The organism is Sulfuracidifex metallicus DSM 6482 = JCM 9184, assembly GCA_032834875.1.
GTDB lineage: Archaea > Thermoproteota > Thermoprotei_A > Sulfolobales > Sulfolobaceae > Sulfuracidifex > Sulfuracidifex metallicus.
Genome location: CP135238.1, coordinates 1,707,501 through 1,726,531 on the forward strand (window position 1 = coordinate 1,707,501; position 19,031 = coordinate 1,726,531).

Below are 19,031 nucleotides of genomic sequence, written 5' to 3' on the forward strand. Positions count from 1 at the left end.
TTAATAGCTTGAGAACTGCTATAAATAAGGGGCTCCTGAATCTGATTAAGACTCAGGAATATGACGTTCTAATGTTTCAAGAAGTGAAAACTAACCAAGTTCCGTTAGACTTCTCGTCGTATAAGGTTTTCCTTAATCCAGCAAAAGAAGAAAGGGTATAGTGGTGTTATGACATTAACTAAGACAGAACCACTCTCGGTTAAGTTTGGAATGGGAATACATGAGTTCGACGATGAAGGAAGAATGATAACTTGTGAGTTCTCTGACTTTAATGTGATAAACGTATATTTCCCAAACGCAGGAGAAGGACTAAAGAGGCTTGACTTTAAGCTGTCCTTCAATAAAGCCTTCGAACAATACGTTAACTCCTTACCTAAACCATCCATTATTTGTGGAGACTTTAATGTAGCCCATGAGGAAATAGACATAGCTAGACCAAAGGATAACGTAAATCATGCTGGGTTTACCCCGCAAGAAAGGGAATGGTTTCATCACTTTCTTGGAATGGGATTCGTAGATACCTACAGGATGTTCGTAAAGGAAGGTGGACATTACTCTTGGTGGTCTTACCGGTTTCACGCCAGAGAGAAGAACATAGGCTGGAGAATTGACTACTGCGTGATTTCCGAGAAGCTAAAGGATAGAGTTACAAGTGCAGATATTCTGGAAAGTGTAATGGGCTCAGATCACGCTCCCGTAACGCTTGACATAACGTAGTAAAATCTAAAGACCTAAAAGTGGAAACTAAACGAAAAGAGAAATGTTGATACGTTTATGTATATTTGTGCACATCTCTACTTTTTTGTATTGAATTACAATAATGTTTCGCTTTTTCTTTATAAAATTGTAGCAGGTATGTGAAGTCAACTTGTAGTCATGGAAATATTCTAGTATGCTAAAAGTTTTCTCTTACCTCTTTTTTATCCTTCATTGATAGCCAAAGACTGTTTCACTCTGAGAAATAGCGATTCTAGATCAGCGTACGCATTTCTCATGGACTCCTCCCCTTTCTTAGGATCAACTTGAACATCGCCTCCTACGTTTATGACCCCGTACGGATTAGCTTTATCAGTGGTTATCGTCTGAAAAACTCCTTCTTTCACGGAGAAGTCCCTTATCTCTTTCAACTTCTCCATCCTTACTAAAGATGGTTTCAAGAAAAACATTCTAGAGGTCTCAACTGAACCGGCGTGCATATCAATAACGTTGAATAGACCCTTGTCCCTTCCAACCATGGAAAACAAGTATACCTTAAACTTATCGTTGGCGAAGTTTACTTGCCTTCTTACTACATCAAGAAGGCTTTCATTACCTCCATGTCCATTCACTATTATTAACGATAAGAGTCCAGCTCTCTTTGTGCTCTCCGCTAGATCTGTCAGGAAGTTTATCATGTTAATGTAAGATACTCCAATAAAGGGTTGATTTCCGTGTTCGAACGAGCATCCATACGTTAGAGTGGGGAAAAGGATAACCTCCTCTGGATAGCTTGACTCCAGCTGAGAAGCAAGCCATTCTGCCATTAATGAGTCAGTTCCCATAGGTAAATGGGGACCGTGTTGTTCAACACTTCCTATAGCTATAACTCCTACTTTTCCTTTTACTTGATCTCTAGTTACTTCTAAGAGCTTCATTTAAGAAATACATCTCTTATACACTTACTTATAAAAATTCATATATATGAATCGTCAAGTCTTAGGTTATTCCAACTCTCTTGCAAAAGCCTCTTGTCAAACTCATATTATAGCTTTTATATAAATAATAGTAATTAAATCTGGGTCTCACCTATTTCGATTTAATACGAGAATGTAAGTTTTCTAAGTCATGAAAATCTTCACTTAGAACTTAACTTTACCTGGGTTGAACAAGTCTTCCTTGTCGTAAGCCCTCTTATACCACATTATCTTCTGTATATGATCTCTAGATAGTCTGGAGTTTATGAAAACATCGTTTACATCGAAGGAGGACTTCCCCATCATCGCACTGATTTTATCCATGACGTCACTAGTTCCCATGAAGTCCAAATGAGCCTTGAAGTCATTGGCGAACTCAACCTCACTTATGGCTCCCATGGACGACGCTTTCCTAAGGCTTTCTCCGAAGCTCTCTAAAGGTAGATGATATGTGGAATATTCAAAATAGTTGAAGTTTTCCATGTAAGCTCCGGCGAAGAACTTATCCCTATTTTCCCATATTACCTTTCCATCTTCTCCTTGAATTTCCACGTCTCTACCTTTTTGATATGCTATAACTAGATGCCACTTGTCTGGGCCTAACGTTAAATGTGCTATTTCAGGAGATCGTAGTACCATATGATACAGAGGAGGAACTTCCTCGTATAGTTTCCGCGTGAAAGTTATGGCTTCCTCTAAACCATTAAACATAATTATCTTAGAGACTATCGGAACGCTTTCCCTGGTCATTAGTCTTAGCCTAGTTACTATGCCTGTTGTTCCTTCAGCATGAGCTGCAACCTTCACGTCCCCTCCCCTCAACGTCGTCATCTTCCCCCTTGGGTTTGCCATTCTCACTTCAAGAACCTGATCCCAGTTTAGACCATATTCCATTGATCCGATTCCCCATGATCCTCCGCAGAAGTTCCCTCCTACAGTAGCATGTTTCCACAAGGTTGGATAAACTCTAGCGTTGAACACATAGCCTGATCCAGCTTCTACCATTACCTCTCCTTTTCCAGCCTGAATTCCTTTCATTCGTCTCATGTCAACCATGATACCTCCTTTCTTCATCACTATTCCTCCTGCACTGCTAACTCCTCCTCCCCTAGGAACTAGAGGAATGTGCTCCTCCAATGCCAACTCCACAACCTTCAAAACTTCATCCTCATCTCTGGGGAAAACGATAGCATCAGGTATTTTTCCTTGCTCTTTGTCTAATCCTCTGACAGAGTTTAGTCTATCCTCAATGGATGTGGAGAAATGAACGTCCAGCATCTTCAACCTTTCAACGTTTAATGTCATATTTCCACCTTACCTGGGTTGAACAAGTCTTCCTTGTCGTAAGCCCTCTTATACCACATAATTCTATGTAAGTGGTCTGGCTTTAGTCGATCGTTTATTCTGATGCTGTTCAAGTCGAAATTAGTCCCTCCCAGAATTTCCCCCACTTGTTTGTAAGTTGATGGAGAGTCAGTTAAAACGAAAGGATGCGATGATCTTCCTACATCGAACTCAACATCGGCTATCATTGCGTCGGTTTCCGAAACCTTGGTCAGCTTCTCTAAAGTTTCTTCAAGTGGTATGTCCTTCACCATGTAATACATCCTTCTCTTATATGCGCCCATTGCAGTGGTGATGGTCCCGCCGAAGAACAAGAACCTCTTTTCCCATACTTTAGCGCCTGCCTTCAAGTTTCCGTGGAAAGGGCATTCTCCCTCGCATACTACCATCAAGTTCCATTTATTTGTTGAGACACCCGTAATGTTCTCTGACAGCTTTGACATTTGAGGAGATCTTAATGTTACGTGGTATATTGGATAATCACCGTCAAATAAGGATTCAACGAAATTAAGTGATTCTTTAAGGGAATCGAACTCTAACATTATTGGAACATCATTATCGTTTTTCCTGGTCATTAGTCTTAGCCTAGTTACTATGCCTGTTGTTCCTTCAGCATGAGCTGCAACCTTCACGTCCCCTCCCCTCAACGTCGTCATCTTCCCCCTTGGGTTTACCATTCTCACTTCAAGAACGTGGTCCCAGTTCCTTCCATATTTGAATTCACCTATTCCACCAGACCCTCCAGAGAAGAAACCTCCCACTGTAGCCCCTTCACTGAAGGTGGAAGGATATACCCTAGGAGAGAAGAGAAGCTTTCCTTCTTGAGAGAATAGAGAACCTGCTCCAGCAATAACTTCGTTGTTATCGACTGAGAGCGACGTTAAATAAGACAAGTCAACTATTATTCCTCCCTTCAATGGTATGACTCCACCTACGTTGTTTCTGCCGCCTGCTCTTGGGACAAGGGGTATGTGCTCCTCCAATGCCAACTCCACCACCTTCAAAACGTCTTCCTCACTCTGAGGTAATACTACAACGTCAGCCTTGTGTTTCTTCATTTTCTCGAGGAGGAAAGGAGAAGTATGGCTGAAGTCCCTTGACTTCTCAGCTACAACCTTAGGATCATCTATTACTTTTACTTCTCTACTTAATTTACTTGATAAGAAGTTATTCATAAAAGGAATTAGATAGTAAGTTTTATAAACATTAAAGTCTAACTTATTATAATCTTTTATCTTTCTAGGGCTATTAGTTAAAACTTTTTAACATAATACAGAATCTAAAAGGTAGAACTTGAATAGTTTGAGGTTTCTAATCTGTTTTGTTTCATTTTAGTCAAGAAAAATTACAACGTATTACCAACGCTTTAATTCTACTAATGAGAGATAACTCTCAATTTTTTAAATTGTATATGCAAGAATAGGTAAGAGTTGTTGTCCTTTCCACGTATTTCTCTTGAAAAGAAATGCTTCAGTTTTTAAACCTTAGAGCTAACTTTACAAGTAAGAAGGAAACCACTCCTATTAATACGACAACAATCCCCGCAACCATCTGATCCTCAATCAATGTCTGTCCTCCTCAATAGTTTACCTTTTCCTTCTTTTATCTCACCGTCATCCAGGACAAGGTCACCGTTTCTGAAAACATACCTTGGTTTTCCTATAACCTCGTATCCCTCATACGGTGTCCAGTCAGCCATGTGAGTATTTTCTGCAGTTATCTTCCATTTCATGTTCGTATCGTATATTACAAGGTCAGCCCTATATCCTTCCTCTATCTTACCTGTATCTAAAGCATTCATTTTAGCCGGATTAACGGAGAGCAGTTCCACAGCCTTATATAGAGGTAATCCTCTTCTCATGAATTCCGTGATAATCATGGGTACCCTGAGTTCAACACCAGGCAACCCCGGAACTAGATTTGGAAACTCCCTATTAGAGTCCTTAATTGAAGAATCAAACCAGTTATGATCAGTAGCTATCATGTCTATCATGTTAATTCTCTTCCATAACTCTTCAGGGTCTCTAGCTGGAGGAGAAGTAACGTATCTATGAGCGTTCTCCCTGTCGTAAACTTCCTTGCTTAGGATTAGGTGATGAAGAGTAGTCTCAGCTTTCATATTCCCCTTTAATTCCAACGTAAATCCCGAGCTAACGTGAGCAACTAAACCTTGCCTCACCAACAGTTTTGCCCTTAGGACTGAAATCCATTCAGTTTCCTCAGGTCTAACTAACGCATGAAGCGAGGGACTTCCCCTTTTACCGCAGGAAAGCGTGGAAATCAGCTCATGATCTTCGGCATGAACCATAACGTAACCGTTGAGTTTTTCAGATATCTTTTTCAATCCCGACAATGATGGCTTAAGCTTAGCGTAATCTACCATCATGTATTTAACGGAATTGAAAAACTTAGAGTATTTTTCTACGTTATCACTCCAATTGTCTGCGAATATATGGAAGGAGAAATTTGTCAAACTTTCCTGGAAATGGGAAATCCTCTCTTCCACGTTAGGACTGTGATCTGCAAATGCAAAGTCAATTACAGTGGTTGTTCCTCCATATATTGCTGCTTTCGTGCTATCCTTAACTGTGTCAGAGGTAGGTACTCGTAAGTATCTCTTGTAAATGTGTACATGATTATCAACCCCGCCCGGAATCAATAACATGCCGTGGTAGTTCTTTTTCTCTTCACCCAACAGTGACTTCCCTATTTTCTTTATCCTTTCTCCTTCTATTTCAACTTCTACCTCGGTGATCCCATCCGGGGTAGGAGTCTTTACTCCGCTTATTATCACATTTAGAACTTGTGTTTGGCATTATTAATAAACATTATTAATAAATTAATAATTTAGCTTCTTTCTACACATAATATATTATAATAATATTAAAAGTTAAGGTGCAATTTTAATATGGAAGTGAGGACAAGTATAACCTCAGGATATCATCTAAAAGAGAAGAAACTGTATTTCTATTTAACGAGAACAAGAAGATTATTGAAAATGAGAGGTCATTTATTTCATTTCATAAAAGTCCCAATCATGATGATTCCACGTTTTCCACCTATACTAATAAAGTTATCATGAAAGACTAGAACGAACTTTTTCCCTCTTATTTAATATATTTTATTCTTTATTCTCTAAAATTAATTTTAGATGAAGCAAGTATTTTTTGTCCATTAAAGACATCATTTTTCTAAATGGACCTCCTCTAACATGGCTCATGTGAACCCTCGCAGCCCTACTCATCCATTCCTGCAAAGAGGAAAACCCGCTCTTATTTACGTACTCTCTCATGACTAAAGGATTAGCTTCAATTACCTTGTCAACTATGCATTGTACGCTTTCCGTTCCATGTCTACAAATGTATTCCCCTGGTTGAAACTCTTCCGCCCGAATAACGTAAGCTTCACCTTTGTTAAGAAGGAAAGACCAGACGTTTGCATAATTTATCTCTATTTCTTTAGTCATAAGTTTTTTATCTTACTTTTAATATTTAAACTTTGTCTTTATTCACTCTTCTGATCTACGTATCCTTTGTCATGATTTTCCAAGTTAAGTTCAATAAAAACTTCTTTTCTATCTTTCATTTCTAAAAATTATTATAAAATGGTTACTATAAACTTATTATTTCATCCCTTTTTCTCGGTTTATGTTTTCATAAAGTGAAGGTAATGCTAAAAGATCGAGTTAAACTCTTTTAAATTATTTTCTATAAAAGCTTTTTATTATCTTATAGTAAGATCTTTTATGCCGTTCCAAACGAAGATTTTGTTCGTAAGTGACATACACGGGTCAGAGACAGTATTCAGGAAATCCTTAAATGCAGCGAAGATGTATAAGGCGAATTACTTGATCTTCGGAGGAGATTTGTTCTCCAAGGATTTCGTCCCAGTTATAATGGAGGGAAGCAGTAGACTCTCTCTGGAAGGGAATGAAGTTGATGTTAACCAATTGATGGAGATCGGCAAAAAGTCTGGAAAGATCCCCCTTGTTATGACTAAGGAGGAATACCATGAAGCTACATCTAACAAGAAATATATGTTATCGTTGGTAGAGCGAGAGCTAGAGAAACAAGCATCTCAATGGGTTAAGATCTTTCATGAAAAGATGGACGGAAGCGGCATCGAAGTTTTCTGGAACACTGGAAATGATGATCCACTGGGTATAGATGATACTCTTTCTTCTTTTGGGATAGAAATCATCGAAGGGAAAGTAAAGCAAATTGAGGATTTGAACTTGGTAAGTTCAGGATATGTTAACCCTACACCATACAATAGTTATAGGGAAATTCCAGACTCAACTCTTTTCTTGAAGCTGGACTCCATGATGAAGCAGGTGAAAGAAGGAGACATTATATTGAACGCTCATGCTCCTCCAATCGACACTAAACTTGATATGGCTATTGGTAAAGATAGAAAAAGATATCACGTTGGTTCGAAGGCAGTTAGGGATATAATAGAAACCTATAAACCTATTGTTGGTCTTCATGGGCACATTCATGAATCTGGAGCGACAGACAAGTTAGGAAATACTAGGATAGGTAATCCTGGAAGTTTTTACATTGATGGTATACTTAGTGCCATTTACCTCGTGCTAGAGAGGGAAGTGAAAGGTAAAGGTGCAATAGTGTCGAAAACTTACAAGGTAAAAACAATGGATATAATAAGAGGATAACTTGAAAATTAATACGTAAAGTAAAAAAGTAAAAATATTTCGTATAGATAAAAGTTTAGCAAAATTTGTAATATATTATCTAAATTAATTTCTAACAAAATACATCTTAAAATCTTTACTAATAAAGTAAAAGAATTGATGAAAAACGCTCATCAGCAACGATCTTTCACTTAACTTCTATTTGTTTTTGCATATTATTGCAAGACTTTGTTTATGTATATCTTAAAGAATAGATATGTGAACATACATGTAGTTGATTTTGAATCTTATATGAGATTGAAAAGAGAGTTTAGTTCTGATTGAAGTGTTCATAACATTGAGGTGAAAAATCTTTAACTTTAATCAGCTTAACTTTAGACTAGATATAAATCCTTCTCCTAACTTTCTTTACACTATTAAAATAAAGCTTATTTTTTAGGAGGCATTTTAAAAACTTTTTTAAAACTGAAGGAAAAGAGATTAAATCTTTACATCAAAAATATGTATATATGTACGTTGGAAAACCCGTCAAAAGGATAGAGGATTTAAATTTCATAAAAGGAAGAGGCAACTACGTAGACGACATCGTTTTACCCAATATGAAATACGTGGTTTTTGTTAGATCTGAAAGACCTCATGCCAACTTTAAAATAAGGTCTTCCATTCCTTTTTACGGAGGCGATATAGTAAATCCTGGAAAGGACTTTCCTATTGCGTCTAAAGAGACTACGTATGTAGGACAGCCTCTGGGTGCGATAGTTGCAAATGATCCTTATGAGGCTCACGATCTCCTTGAAGAAGTGGAAGTAGAATATGAAGATTTACCGTATGAGACTGATCCGTTGAAGGCAATGAGGGATGAAGTGAAGGTCTACTCAGGTCTGGAGAGTAACGTAGGACTGAGAAAGAACTTTGAGGCTGGTGAACCGGAGAAGACTCTTAAGGAATCACCTGTGGTCATAGAAGGCGAGCTGAAGAATCAAAGGTTGATAGCTTCCCCCATGGAGACTAGAGGGATAGTGGCGTGGTTCGACGGTCGTAAACTTAATGTTTGGTCTTCCACACAGTCTGCGCATTACCTAAGGAGGAACTTAGTGAATTTTTTGGGGGCTGACGTAAGGGCAATACAACCTGACGTGGGAGGAGCATTTGGAAGTAAAATAATAACCCATCCCGAGGAATATGCAGTGAGTTTTCTTTCGACCAAAGTAGGATTTCCCCTCAAATGGATACCAACGAGAACTGAGGAGATGATAAGCGCGGGACATGGAAGGGATAAACATCTCTCCTATAAGGTTGGAGCTACCAGGGAAGGGATAATTACAGCACTGATTGGAGAGGTAGTGGGAAATCTTGGGGCTCCTTATCAGGACGCTTACGATGACGAATCCGGGAACATTCTTAGTACGTCTAGGATGATCCTAGGTCCTTACCTTATCAGAAACGCTAAAGTAAACGCATTGGGAGTCTACACAAATCTGGTACCAACTACTTCATATAGAGGAGCCGGAAGACCAGAGGGAACATACTTCATAGAGTCCATAATTAACGAGTTATCAATTGAACTTAAGATAGACCAGCTAGAAATTAGGAAAAGGAACCTAATAAAGAGTACGCCTTACGAGAACGCGTTCGGGGTCACTTATGATTCTGGAGACTATTACGAGTTGATGAGGAAGAGCGAACCCTATTACTTTGCCATGAAGAGAAAGGCAGAAGCTGAAGGGTTATGCCTCGGCGTAGCCATGTACGTTGAAATAACGGGTTTTGGTCCATGGGAAACGTCAAGAATATATGTCAAATCTGATGGTAAGATTGTGGTTGTATCCGGCACGGGTCCACATGGACAAGGAGATGGAACAGCCTTCGCTCAGCTTGCAGCAGACGCGTTGGAAATTCCGATAGAATGGGTGGAAGTACAGTGGGGTGATACCAACATAATAGAGGACGGTATAGGCACTTGGGGTAGTAGGACGGTCACAGTTGGAGGTTCTGCTGTAATTAAGGCAGCAGGAATGTTAAAGGAAAAGCTAAAGGAAGCTGGAGCTAAGTCTCTGAATCTGGACGTTGAGGACGTAATTTATGAGAACGGAGAAGTCAAGGACAAGAGGGAAGGAGAGAGGAAAAGCCTGAAATTTAAGGAATTAGCTGAGAACGCCTATAAGCTGGGAATTTCCCTCGACGTAACTGCGGTCTACCCTGTTAATAAACCCACATCTCCGTACGGTATTCATATGGCTCTCTTAAGGCTAGATAAGGAAACTGGAGAGACGAAGGTAGAAGAATACTTAGGAATAGACGATGTAGGTAATGTGATAAATCCGCTTCTAGCTGAGGGTCAATTCCAAGGAGGAGTAATGCAGGGAATATCTCAGGCACTTTACGAGGAGGCAACAATACAAGAGGGAAGGGTAATTAACTCAAACTTTGGCGACTACTTGTTACCGACAGCGATGGAAGCACCAAGAATGAAGTGGGAACACTTTACGTTTGGAGTTTCCCCTCATCCTACCGGTTCGAAGGGAATAGGTGAGGCTGGAGCAGTTGTAGCTACTCCGGTTGTGCAAAACGCCCTAGCCCAGTGTTTGGGAAGAAGGTTGAACGCTATGCCGTATCATCCGGAGAGGCTAGCAACATGAATTACGTAAGAAGCAGGAGACATTATAGGCTGAGGGCACCTTTTGACTGCGAGAAGGGTCTCCCTTATGTAAACGTGGTTGTAAAAGGTAAAATTGAGGAAAATTGTTTTCCTCCTGAACCTAGAAATCCAGGGGGAATTAGGTTCAGTTCTACTATAATTCACTCTAAGGGGTTAAGGAATCAGTCAGTCATAGAGGTAATATCAAGGATATCTAACCTTCCAGACAGGATTATTGATGGTGTTGAGTATGAAGTGGAAAAAAAGGACTGGAAAAAGGTAATTGTTGGAGCAGGAATTTCTGGTCTATTCTCCCTTGATGATAAATCGGTTTTGATTGCAAATAATCTCCGGACAAATACACTCTTTGATCCCATGGATCCTCTAATAAACGAAGTTAAGTCAATACTGAAGAATAAAAGGGATAGAATAATTGAAGGTGATTTCTTGGGAAAGTTTAGCGAGGGTTACGCATTCAGAATTGGGGAAAAGATAGTTATCCTTCAGAATCCCGAAATCATCTTTGCCGTAGGTGGGAGATATCTTCCTCCTCTATTTGAGGGGAATGATCTACCAGGAGTGATCTCTAGGGACATGTATCTTAAGTTTCGCGGAAAGTATCAGAATGTCTTGGTTCTAGGTTCCGGAGATGATGCTATAAGAACTGCAGTCCTGTCCGGTTCAAAACGCGTGTTAACTCCTCATAGAACAATCCTTCTTTCAAAAAGAGGTAGGGAAATGCAAAACGAAGAGGGAATAGAGATGGATGAGGTTAAATCCTTGAAGGTTTCATATTCGTTCGGAAAGCTCAAGGCTAGATGGGATGATGGAGAAGCTCTGGTCGACGCCATAGTTTTCGCACCACTGAAACAACCACGTTTAGAAGGTATATCAAACGTTGGTTGTACATATCGTTTAGTCAGGGGAATGGGAGTTTATATTCCTAATCACGACGAAAACGGTTGGATGGAGTGTGGACATAGAGTAGTTGGAGGTGCTAGGGGTATTGACGATCCTGAGATCTCTGCCAAGAGCGTAAGCGAAGACGTAACTGAATACCTGATGGATACTCCATTGCGTTTCTACTATCACGACGAGGGCGAGGCTAACCCCTACGATTATGGTCTGGGAGGATATGCATGCAGGTGCGAAGACATCATGTGGAACGACGTAATGGAATTCGTTGATAAAGGATTTAAGTCTGTAGAGATGCTCAAGCGTACTTCAGGCATATGTTTAGGTGAGTGTCAAGGAAAGGCATGTTCTTTCGTAGTGGGAAGCTTGTTAGGTAGCACCACGCTCATTACGTTTCGTTCTCCTCTTTACCCGGTGTGACGCATGAAAGTTATAATCTTAGGAGCTGGAAGCCACGGGTTATCATTGGCATACCACCTTCTTAAGGAGGGCGTTGATGTAACGCTAGTGGAAAAGGGAGAGGTTAACCATGGATCCAGTGGTAGAAATGCTGGGAGATTTCGTTATCATTTTAATTCCAAACAAAACATAGAATATGCAAAGGAGGCAATTCCTTACCTTCTTTCAATATGTCAAGAATTACCATTGAATCCTTTCTGTAGTAGAACGGGTTATCTCTGGATCTTAGACGAAGAGGAAATAGAGAGGATGAAGCTTCTAGACTCCCTATGGCGTTCTGAAGGCGTGGGAGGAGAATTTATAGACTGTTCTCAGTTTTCGTTCCTAAAGGAAGGAAAATGTTATTATGCACCGCAAGATGGCTCCTTCCATCATGATTATCTATCTTTGGGTTTATACATTGAAATAGCTAAGATGGGAGGAAAATTAGTCCGCGGCGAAGCACTTTCATTTCTCACCAGTGGAGGTAAGGTAGTTGGAGTCAAGACCAATAACGGGGAAATTGAAGGCGACGTGATAGCTGTAACTCTGGGAGCATGGACTGGTGAGTTCATGAGTAGAAATGGGATATCTCTACCAATAAAACCAGAGAAGAGAGAAATTTTCATAACTGAGGGAGTTAAATTCAGAATTAAACCATTAGTGATAGGAAATGGATTTTACTTCTCCCAAACCCTTAAGGGGGAGCTAATTGGAGGAGCTGATTACGCAAAGGAAGCTTCGGGTATGGACGTTTCATTAATCGATGCAATCGACTTTATATCATTTATTAGAAGGACAGTGAGGAATCTTGACGGAGTGAGACTATTGAGAGGTTGGAGCGGATATTATGAAATAACCCCTGACCACTCTCATATAATGGGATTTGACCCTTCATGGCCAGAGGGGCTATTTGTAGACGCAGGATATAGCGGACATGGGGTTATGTTCTCAGCTTACTCTGGAAAGGTAATGTCTGACGTAATCTTAGGCAGAAGGAACAAGTTTCTGGACGTTTTCTCTCCTTCAAGATTTCAGATGCGTAGATTGTTGGACGAGAATATGGTCATATAACTATCTAGTGGAGGTTAAAACTTCTAATATTTATAATATTTACCTTCAAGTTTTCACGGTCTATGTTAAAAGTTTTCATTAATCGAAGGTTATACCAGATCATTATTTAAAAACAAACTGATATAGCTTAAACCATCGAAGGAGTAGTGAATCCTATGTTAGTCACAAGCAAGGAACTAAGGGAAATAACTTATTCAATCTTTCAAAAACTTACGTATCAGGAATACGCTGAAATTCTGGCAGATGAATTAGTTGAATCTAACGTTATGGGACATGATGATCATGGAGTACAGCTCATACCTTACTACGTGAGAGCTGCAAGGGGAGAACAGATAGACATAGGAGGACAAAAGATTCCTCCTATTTGTCCAAAGAGAATACCAGAAATTAATAGACAAGGATTTCTTGTGAGGATTGACGGTATGATGACATTCGGTCAAGTAGTTCTCAGAAAATCCGCCGAACAGAATGGTGATATTCTCGTCTTTATTGGTAGGAATGTATCCCATCTAGGAAGGCTATCTTCTTTCACAGTCAGGATGGCAAAGAAGGGCTATGTATCTATTATGATGGCTAGAAGTCCTCCTCTTATGTCTCTCCCTGGTATGAAAAGAAGGGTACTTGGTAATAATCCAATTAGCATTTCATTTCCTGATTGTCCTGTCTATATAGATACTTCGTTAAGCAATGCATCTTGGGGTAAAATTTTTTCATCTATACTAAAAGGTGAAACAATAGAAGAAGGTTTGCTCTTAGATGCTGAGGGAAAGCCCACAACGGATCCAATGGAGTTATTGAAAGGAGGTTCTCTAACTCCAATAGGTGCATATAAGGGATTCAACCTAGCCTTAGCAGTGGAAATGCTCATGTCATATTTTTCTTTGGAGAATGATTTTAATCCCTTCTTTGCGATCTCCATTAAGCAAGATTTATTGGGTAAGTCTAACTTTCAGGAAATTCTTAGCAGGATTCCTGAAACTGATTCGTATAGGTTGCCTGGCTCCCAAGGACCAAAGGATACCATTGAGATACCGGAATCTTTGTGGAACGAACTAACCAAAATTTATGATTCCCTCTAGTTTCAATATTCATTCATGTTATAGTCCTTCGCCTTATTCCTTTACTAGAACTTAAAGCGAAGAAGGAGTTAACTTGTCTTAAGCTTCAAAGTTTCAATGAAAATGGTTTTACTATTGAAACATGTTAACATCTAGTATTAGATAATTTTTAATCTATAATATAAGTTCTTGAATTATATCTAGATAATTATCTTTGAAGATTTTTATACTGTTTTAACATGAGAGTTCTATGGCAGGAAACGTAAACGTCGGAATAAAGGATAATCCAAACTTCAAAAAGGAGGCCGGTTTAATATCGTTGATAGCCTTTTCATTAGGTAATATAATAGGTTCGGGTATACTTTTATTGCCGGCCGTCACGGCGTCCTTAGCAGGTCCACTAAGTCCAGCTGTTTGGTTAGTGGGAGGCATTCTGCTTCTTCCAGTAGTGGTAGTTTACTCTAAACTAGCAAAGATGTTCCCATTAGTAGGAAGCAAAATAAGGTTCATTAACATCACTCATGGTAAAGTTATGGCTTCAAGCGTAGGCTGGCTATATATGATAGGGACTTTGCTCACTATACCAGTTGAAGCTGAAGCTACAGTAAATTATTTATCTTATATATTTCCTTCCTTAATGGTAAAAGGATATCCTACCATTGATGGTTACTTAGTTGAGTCCTTAATAGTCATTTCAATATACTTGCTGGTTTACTTAGGGATTAGAGGTCTCTCAATATCTGTAAATACAATTACTTACGCGAAGTTGGCTATTCTATTGATTTACGTTATATCAGTTGCATATCTAGATTTTCATGTCTCTAATTTCACTATTAACTTCTCGCCTTCGTTTTCTAATTTTCTATACGCTATAGCTCTCACAATGTTCGCTTATGGAGGATTCAGAAGCGCAATGGTTTACGCTGGAGAATCTAAAGCAGATACTGGAAAGGCAATAATGATAGCTTTCGGTCTTTCAATGATATTATATACGCTTATTCCATTGGTGTTCATAGGATCATTGTCCTCATCTGTTCTGTCCTCTGGGTGGGGTGCAGTAGGAAAGATGAGTGCTCCTTTAGCTGAGAGCGCAATTATAGCAGGAGTTCCTGCGCTAGGAGCACTCTTCATTCTAGACGGTGTTATATCTCCCTCAGGTGCTTCGCTAATAGGCGCTGGCGATATGGTTAGATATTCCTATGCTTTGACCAAGACAGGGAGCTTCCCTAAGGCTCTGGGCAAGGTAGATCAGAAGAGAGGCATTCCCATACTTCCAGTGGCGATTTTTGGTGCGTTCTCTTTGTTGACTTTGTTCTTTTCTGCAACATTTGAACAGTCAATAGGATATCTAGTTGCAACAAGACTTCTGGCTTACTCTACGGCCCAGTAAGCTTATACTTGCTAACCAATGACAGTAGAAATAGAACATTATCATTAATCTCATTCCTTGTTACAGGATTAATATTTAGCTTCGTAGGATTTCCTAAGACTCTATTTGGAACTGCAGTTATTCTAGTTGCATTGCTTGCAATGTTACCATTCTCTAAAAACTACGTTCCTGCTCTCTGGTATCTAGGCTTCAGTGCGGTAATAACGTTCATCACATTCCTATCAATACCATCAATGATATCGTTGCCTATTGTAATCCTTGTATCTGCTGTGTTCTTCTATTTAGCCGTTAAAACTGGAAAAGGTGATGGTGAAGTTGATATATAATCTTGGAGGCGGTTTGCCTGATCCAATGGTATTTCCTAGGTCATTTTCATCTCCAATAATTCCTTTTGAACGCACGTTAAGTTTCCAAGATCTAGACGAAGAGTTAATTAGGCTGCTTAAGTACAGAGGAATTGATGCTTCAAAGGACGAAATACTAATTACTACCGGTAGCATTCAAGGCATATTCATTTTCTCTAATACTTTACTTAACGATGGCGATAAAGTAGCGTTAGAGTACCCTACCTTTGCAGGAGCTATCAGGGTGTTTAAATCCAGAAATGTAATCCCAGTAAAGCTACCAGTAATTCCTTATTATGATATTAATATTAAAGATAAAATTAAAGCAGTTTATACTATACCTACAGGTCAAAACCCAACTGGGATTCATATGAAGTTAGAAGATAAGAAAAGAATATTGGAAATGGCAGAAGAAAGGGATTTCTTTATTTTAGAAGACGATGCATATGGTCTTCTTACCCCCGAGGAACCAACAATTAAGTCCTTGGATAAAAACGGAAGGGTTATTTATATTACAACTTTAAGCAAAGTATTTTCCTCAGGGTTACGGTTAGGTATAATGGTAGCTAAACCAAGTTTAATAGAGAAATTCAGAGATATGAAAGAAGAAATTGATGGAGGAAATAGTTCCATTTCATTATCTCTCCTTTACGGTTCACTAAAGGATGGGAGCTTCTGGGAAGGTATTTCTAGAGCTAAGAGGATTTATGAGGAGAAAAAGGTTATAATGGAGGAAGCTCTAAAAAAGTACCTTCCGGAAGCTGAGTGGACTAGACCGGAAGGAGGTCTATTCTTTTTCATTAGGGTTAAGGGTATAGACTCAGATCAGCTTCAAGAGAAGCTAGCCAGAAAAGTATTAATCTCTCCTGGGACTAAGTTTTTCTTTGACGGAAATGGCAAGGAATATTTAAGACTGAGTTTCTCTTATTCTACTCCAAACGATATAGAGAAGGGAATAGAGATAATCTCACAAGAGATATATGAAATGAAGAAAAATTCTAAAGTTTAATATCAATTTTAATAAAATTCAAAAGAAAATGAATATTATATTAAATTGAGTGATTCATAAATGAATTTAATCCTTAATATATAGAAATAAATTAATTTTTAAACAGTAATTGATATATAATTCTTGATTCCACTGTAAACGTTTTTACCTAAAAATTGAAAAACTAAACATTTTTCAATTTAATGGTTTTTAAATAAGAGTTTTATAAAAAACTAAAAACTAATTTATAACTCCCTAAAATATTAGTTTGTTTATAAAATATTGAAAGTTTCGCTATAGTAGTGGAAGTTAGAAGGAGGATTTAAGCTTGAAGAAAAGTTACAAATTCATGATAGAGAAAAAACATATATTAATAGTTACATCTTTTTGTGTTTTAAACAATGTAGTAGATTTAATACCCTTTTAAAATAAGGTTAAAGAAATATACTATGTAAAAGCACTGATAATCTTAGGATAAAAAGTTGTTAGCTCAATTATACAATCATTTAAATATAGTCCGGAAATAATTAACAATGATTTGCCTTGTCAGGAGAGAAACAAGAGTCTGGAGTATTTGCAAGACAGAGCTCTGGTCTAATTAGGACACTGTCTTCTAAGGAAACGTTTCTCCTTAACTTCATGTACCTCTCTCCAGCTGCAAGCATAGCATATCCACTGACGTTTGCGGTTTTCTTCCCTGGATCAAATTGGATGCTAGCTACACTAGTTGGAGCGCTGCTTGCATTGCCTACAGCATTTATGTATTATTACATTGGAATGTTAACTCCAAGATCGGCTGGGGACTACGTTTATGTCTCCCGTTATTTAGGACCGCGATTAGGCATGATTCAAGCTTTAGTCAACATATTCGGATACGGAATAGGACTAGACGTACAAACCGAACAGTCTCTCGTGATAGTGCCATTCTTTCAGACATTGGGTATGGTTTTTCATGATCCAGGACTTATAACGCTGGGAAATACATTAGTAAGTAACACGTTCTATTACTTCGTATCTACCACAGTTATGATATTGATAATTGGAGCTGTGCTTATGCTAAACATGAAATGGATAGCTAGGGTGATATCTAGTCTCACCATTCTTCAGATCATTGGCACCTTTGTCATAATCGCTGTTCTTTTCAGCGTGGGAAGAGCAGGATTTGCTGGAGACTTCTCCTCTATTTCAACTTCCTTTGGTGGTCCGTCTTATTCTGTTATAACCTCGTCGTATAAACTACCCTTATCCTTTAATGGGCTAGGAACCTTGTTATTAGGAATAATGATCATGGGAAATTTATTCATTTACAATAATGCTCCAATATGGGTAGGTGGAGAAGTTAAAAAGGGATCTAGAGCAATAAAGAGTGGCATACTTTATTCATATATCTTCGCGGCGGCCTTATCTTTGGTTTTAGTATTCTCCATTGTTGATGTCATAGGACAAAGGTTCTTTATTCAAGCTTCCGACGTTGGATGGACCACGTCCTCAGGTGTAGGTATTCCAGTAGCGCCGTATTCACTTCTGGCCTTTGTGATTATACCTACCCTTTCTAACTTACCTCTTCTAATGATAATATTGATCTCGTCCCTTACATGGTTCGTTTCCTATGCATTTATAGGAGGTTTGAACGGAACTAGAGCTATGTTTGCTGTGGCTATGGATAGACTGTTGCCGGAGAAATTCTTAGATATCAGTCCCACGCTTAAGTCCCCTTACTTTAGCGTTTTAGTATTTTTTGCAATAGCACTTCTATTTAACTATCTAGAGATTTATCAGGGATTCTCCCTTTCTCTTATGTTCGGAGTAATCTCTTACATGTTATTCCAATATTTCATAGCTTCCTTAGCTGCATTCCGAGCATCAAAAAGTGCTGGGAAACTAAGCAATAAGCTCCTAATATCTAGTGGTCTTTCAGCAGTAAGCGTAATTTCCGCAATAGGCATTCTACTAGGTTACGGTGCTTTAACATATAATCCTTCGGGATTCGGTTTCGATCTCTTCTCAGGGAACGTAGTACCATCCATCCTACTTTTGGTGGGAATCGTTGTAGCATCCCTCATATGGTTTGAAGTGGCTAGATATATTAGAAAGAAGAACGGAGTAGACGTATCTACAATATTTAAGGAGATTCCTCCAGAATAAGCAAATTCTTTTTTCTAATCTTCCTTTTTATATTCATATTCTTGATTTTAATTATTATAATCTAGTAAAATATATATTTTATGCTTTCATTTCTTCCTTCCTCCTATTTTCTCTAGTTTATTATTATACTCTACTTTATTTTAAAAATAAAAGAGATTTATGTGTAATTCGTCTTCTTAATATGAAATGAAAACTTCAAAGGAGTAAATATTAGTTGTATTCTCAATAAGTTATACATTCAAATATTTGCACGCTCATCTTAGAAAGTTTGAACGCTTTTTCAATCTCTTAGATGTATAATGAAAGATGATTAAAGTCGTCAAGTTATATTACACTTAAATCTAAAGAATTTTTCTTTTATCTGGAAGAACGT

16 protein-coding genes (1 of these 16 only partly in view) are annotated in these 19,031 nt (G+C 38.5%); 11 read left to right on the plus strand and 5 right to left on the minus strand.

What is annotated here, in order from left to right:
• A protein-coding gene (locus tag RQ359_RS09420; RefSeq protein WP_457921179.1) for a hypothetical protein crosses the window boundary here: on the plus strand, nucleotides 1–161 show its 3' portion. Its footprint begins 22 nt before the window's first position; the window shows 161 of its 183 coding nt (coding positions 23–183); the start codon falls outside the window, past its left edge; its stop codon occupies nucleotides 159–161.
• Nucleotides 162–168: 7 nt separating this feature from the next.
• Nucleotides 169–717 (plus strand): exodeoxyribonuclease III, encoded by a 549-nt coding sequence (xth, locus tag RQ359_RS09425; RefSeq protein ID WP_240900092.1) that lies wholly within the window; start codon nucleotides 169–171, stop codon nucleotides 715–717.
• A 203-nt stretch (nucleotides 718–920) separates the two neighbouring features.
• Here the strand turns inward: xth and RQ359_RS09430 are convergent, their stop codons facing one another.
• The 5 genes from RQ359_RS09430 to RQ359_RS09450 all read right to left on the minus strand — a co-directional run bounded on the left by RQ359_RS09430 (nucleotide 921) and on the right by RQ359_RS09450 (nucleotide 6,483).
• Nucleotides 921–1,634: a creatininase family protein gene (locus RQ359_RS09430; protein WP_054839143.1), complete on the minus strand. Its 714-nt coding sequence runs from the start codon at nucleotides 1,632–1,634 to the stop codon at nucleotides 921–923.
• A gap of 204 nt (nucleotides 1,635–1,838) precedes the next feature.
• Nucleotides 1,839–2,978, minus strand: coding sequence for an FAD-binding oxidoreductase (locus RQ359_RS09435; RefSeq protein ID WP_054839144.1), 1,140 nt, complete (start codon nucleotides 2,976–2,978; stop codon nucleotides 1,839–1,841).
• Nucleotides 2,975–4,192, minus strand: a complete 1,218-nt coding sequence (locus tag RQ359_RS09440) for an FAD-binding oxidoreductase (RefSeq protein WP_156016689.1) — start codon at nucleotides 4,190–4,192, stop codon at nucleotides 2,975–2,977. The genes RQ359_RS09435 and RQ359_RS09440 overlap by 4 nt, the downstream gene beginning before the upstream one ends.
• A 383-nt stretch (nucleotides 4,193–4,575) precedes the next feature.
• Entirely contained in the window at nucleotides 4,576–5,811 is a 1,236-nt protein-coding gene (locus RQ359_RS09445; protein ID WP_054839146.1) for a dihydroorotase, read from the minus strand.
• A 327-nt stretch (nucleotides 5,812–6,138) separates the two neighbouring features.
• Entirely contained in the window at nucleotides 6,139–6,483 is a 345-nt protein-coding gene (locus tag RQ359_RS09450) for a hypothetical protein (RefSeq protein WP_457921180.1), read from the minus strand.
• Between the two features lie 279 nt (nucleotides 6,484–6,762).
• On the opposite strand from RQ359_RS09450, the gene RQ359_RS09455 reads away from it, so the two are divergent.
• From RQ359_RS09455 to RQ359_RS09495, 9 genes are all read left to right on the plus strand, one after another.
• Complete coding sequence (locus RQ359_RS09455; protein WP_457921181.1) at nucleotides 6,763–7,689, plus strand: metallophosphoesterase family protein; 927 nt, start codon at nucleotides 6,763–6,765, stop codon at nucleotides 7,687–7,689.
• 488 nt (nucleotides 7,690–8,177) lie between these two features.
• Nucleotides 8,178–10,307, plus strand: coding sequence for a xanthine dehydrogenase family protein molybdopterin-binding subunit (locus tag RQ359_RS09460; RefSeq protein ID WP_156016684.1), 2,130 nt, complete (start codon nucleotides 8,178–8,180; stop codon nucleotides 10,305–10,307).
• Nucleotides 10,304–11,641 (plus strand): bacterioferritin-associated ferredoxin, encoded by a 1,338-nt coding sequence (locus tag RQ359_RS09465; RefSeq protein WP_054839000.1) that lies wholly within the window; start codon nucleotides 10,304–10,306, stop codon nucleotides 11,639–11,641. The genes RQ359_RS09460 and RQ359_RS09465 overlap by 4 nt, the downstream gene beginning before the upstream one ends.
• A gap of 3 nt (nucleotides 11,642–11,644) precedes the next feature.
• Nucleotides 11,645–12,733, plus strand: a complete 1,089-nt coding sequence (locus RQ359_RS09470) for an NAD(P)/FAD-dependent oxidoreductase (protein ID WP_156016682.1) — start codon at nucleotides 11,645–11,647, stop codon at nucleotides 12,731–12,733.
• A gap of 155 nt (nucleotides 12,734–12,888) precedes the next feature.
• A complete protein-coding gene (locus RQ359_RS09475) occupies nucleotides 12,889–13,812 on the plus strand; it encodes an Ldh family oxidoreductase (RefSeq protein ID WP_156016680.1) in 924 nt (307 codons plus the stop codon).
• Between the two features lie 229 nt (nucleotides 13,813–14,041).
• Nucleotides 14,042–15,181: an APC family permease gene (locus tag RQ359_RS09480; protein ID WP_457921182.1), complete on the plus strand. Its 1,140-nt coding sequence runs from the start codon at nucleotides 14,042–14,044 to the stop codon at nucleotides 15,179–15,181.
• A gap of 8 nt (nucleotides 15,182–15,189) precedes the next feature.
• Nucleotides 15,190–15,507, plus strand: coding sequence for a hypothetical protein (locus RQ359_RS09485; RefSeq protein WP_457921183.1), 318 nt, complete (start codon nucleotides 15,190–15,192; stop codon nucleotides 15,505–15,507).
• Nucleotides 15,491–16,534 (plus strand): aminotransferase-like domain-containing protein, encoded by a 1,044-nt coding sequence (locus tag RQ359_RS09490; RefSeq protein WP_457921184.1) that lies wholly within the window; start codon nucleotides 15,491–15,493, stop codon nucleotides 16,532–16,534. Before RQ359_RS09485 ends, RQ359_RS09490 begins: the two co-directional genes overlap by 17 nt.
• A gap of 522 nt (nucleotides 16,535–17,056) precedes the next feature.
• Nucleotides 17,057–18,658 (plus strand): APC family permease, encoded by a 1,602-nt coding sequence (locus RQ359_RS09495; protein ID WP_240900086.1) that lies wholly within the window; start codon nucleotides 17,057–17,059, stop codon nucleotides 18,656–18,658.
• The last annotated feature ends 373 nt before the right edge of the window (nucleotides 18,659–19,031 follow it).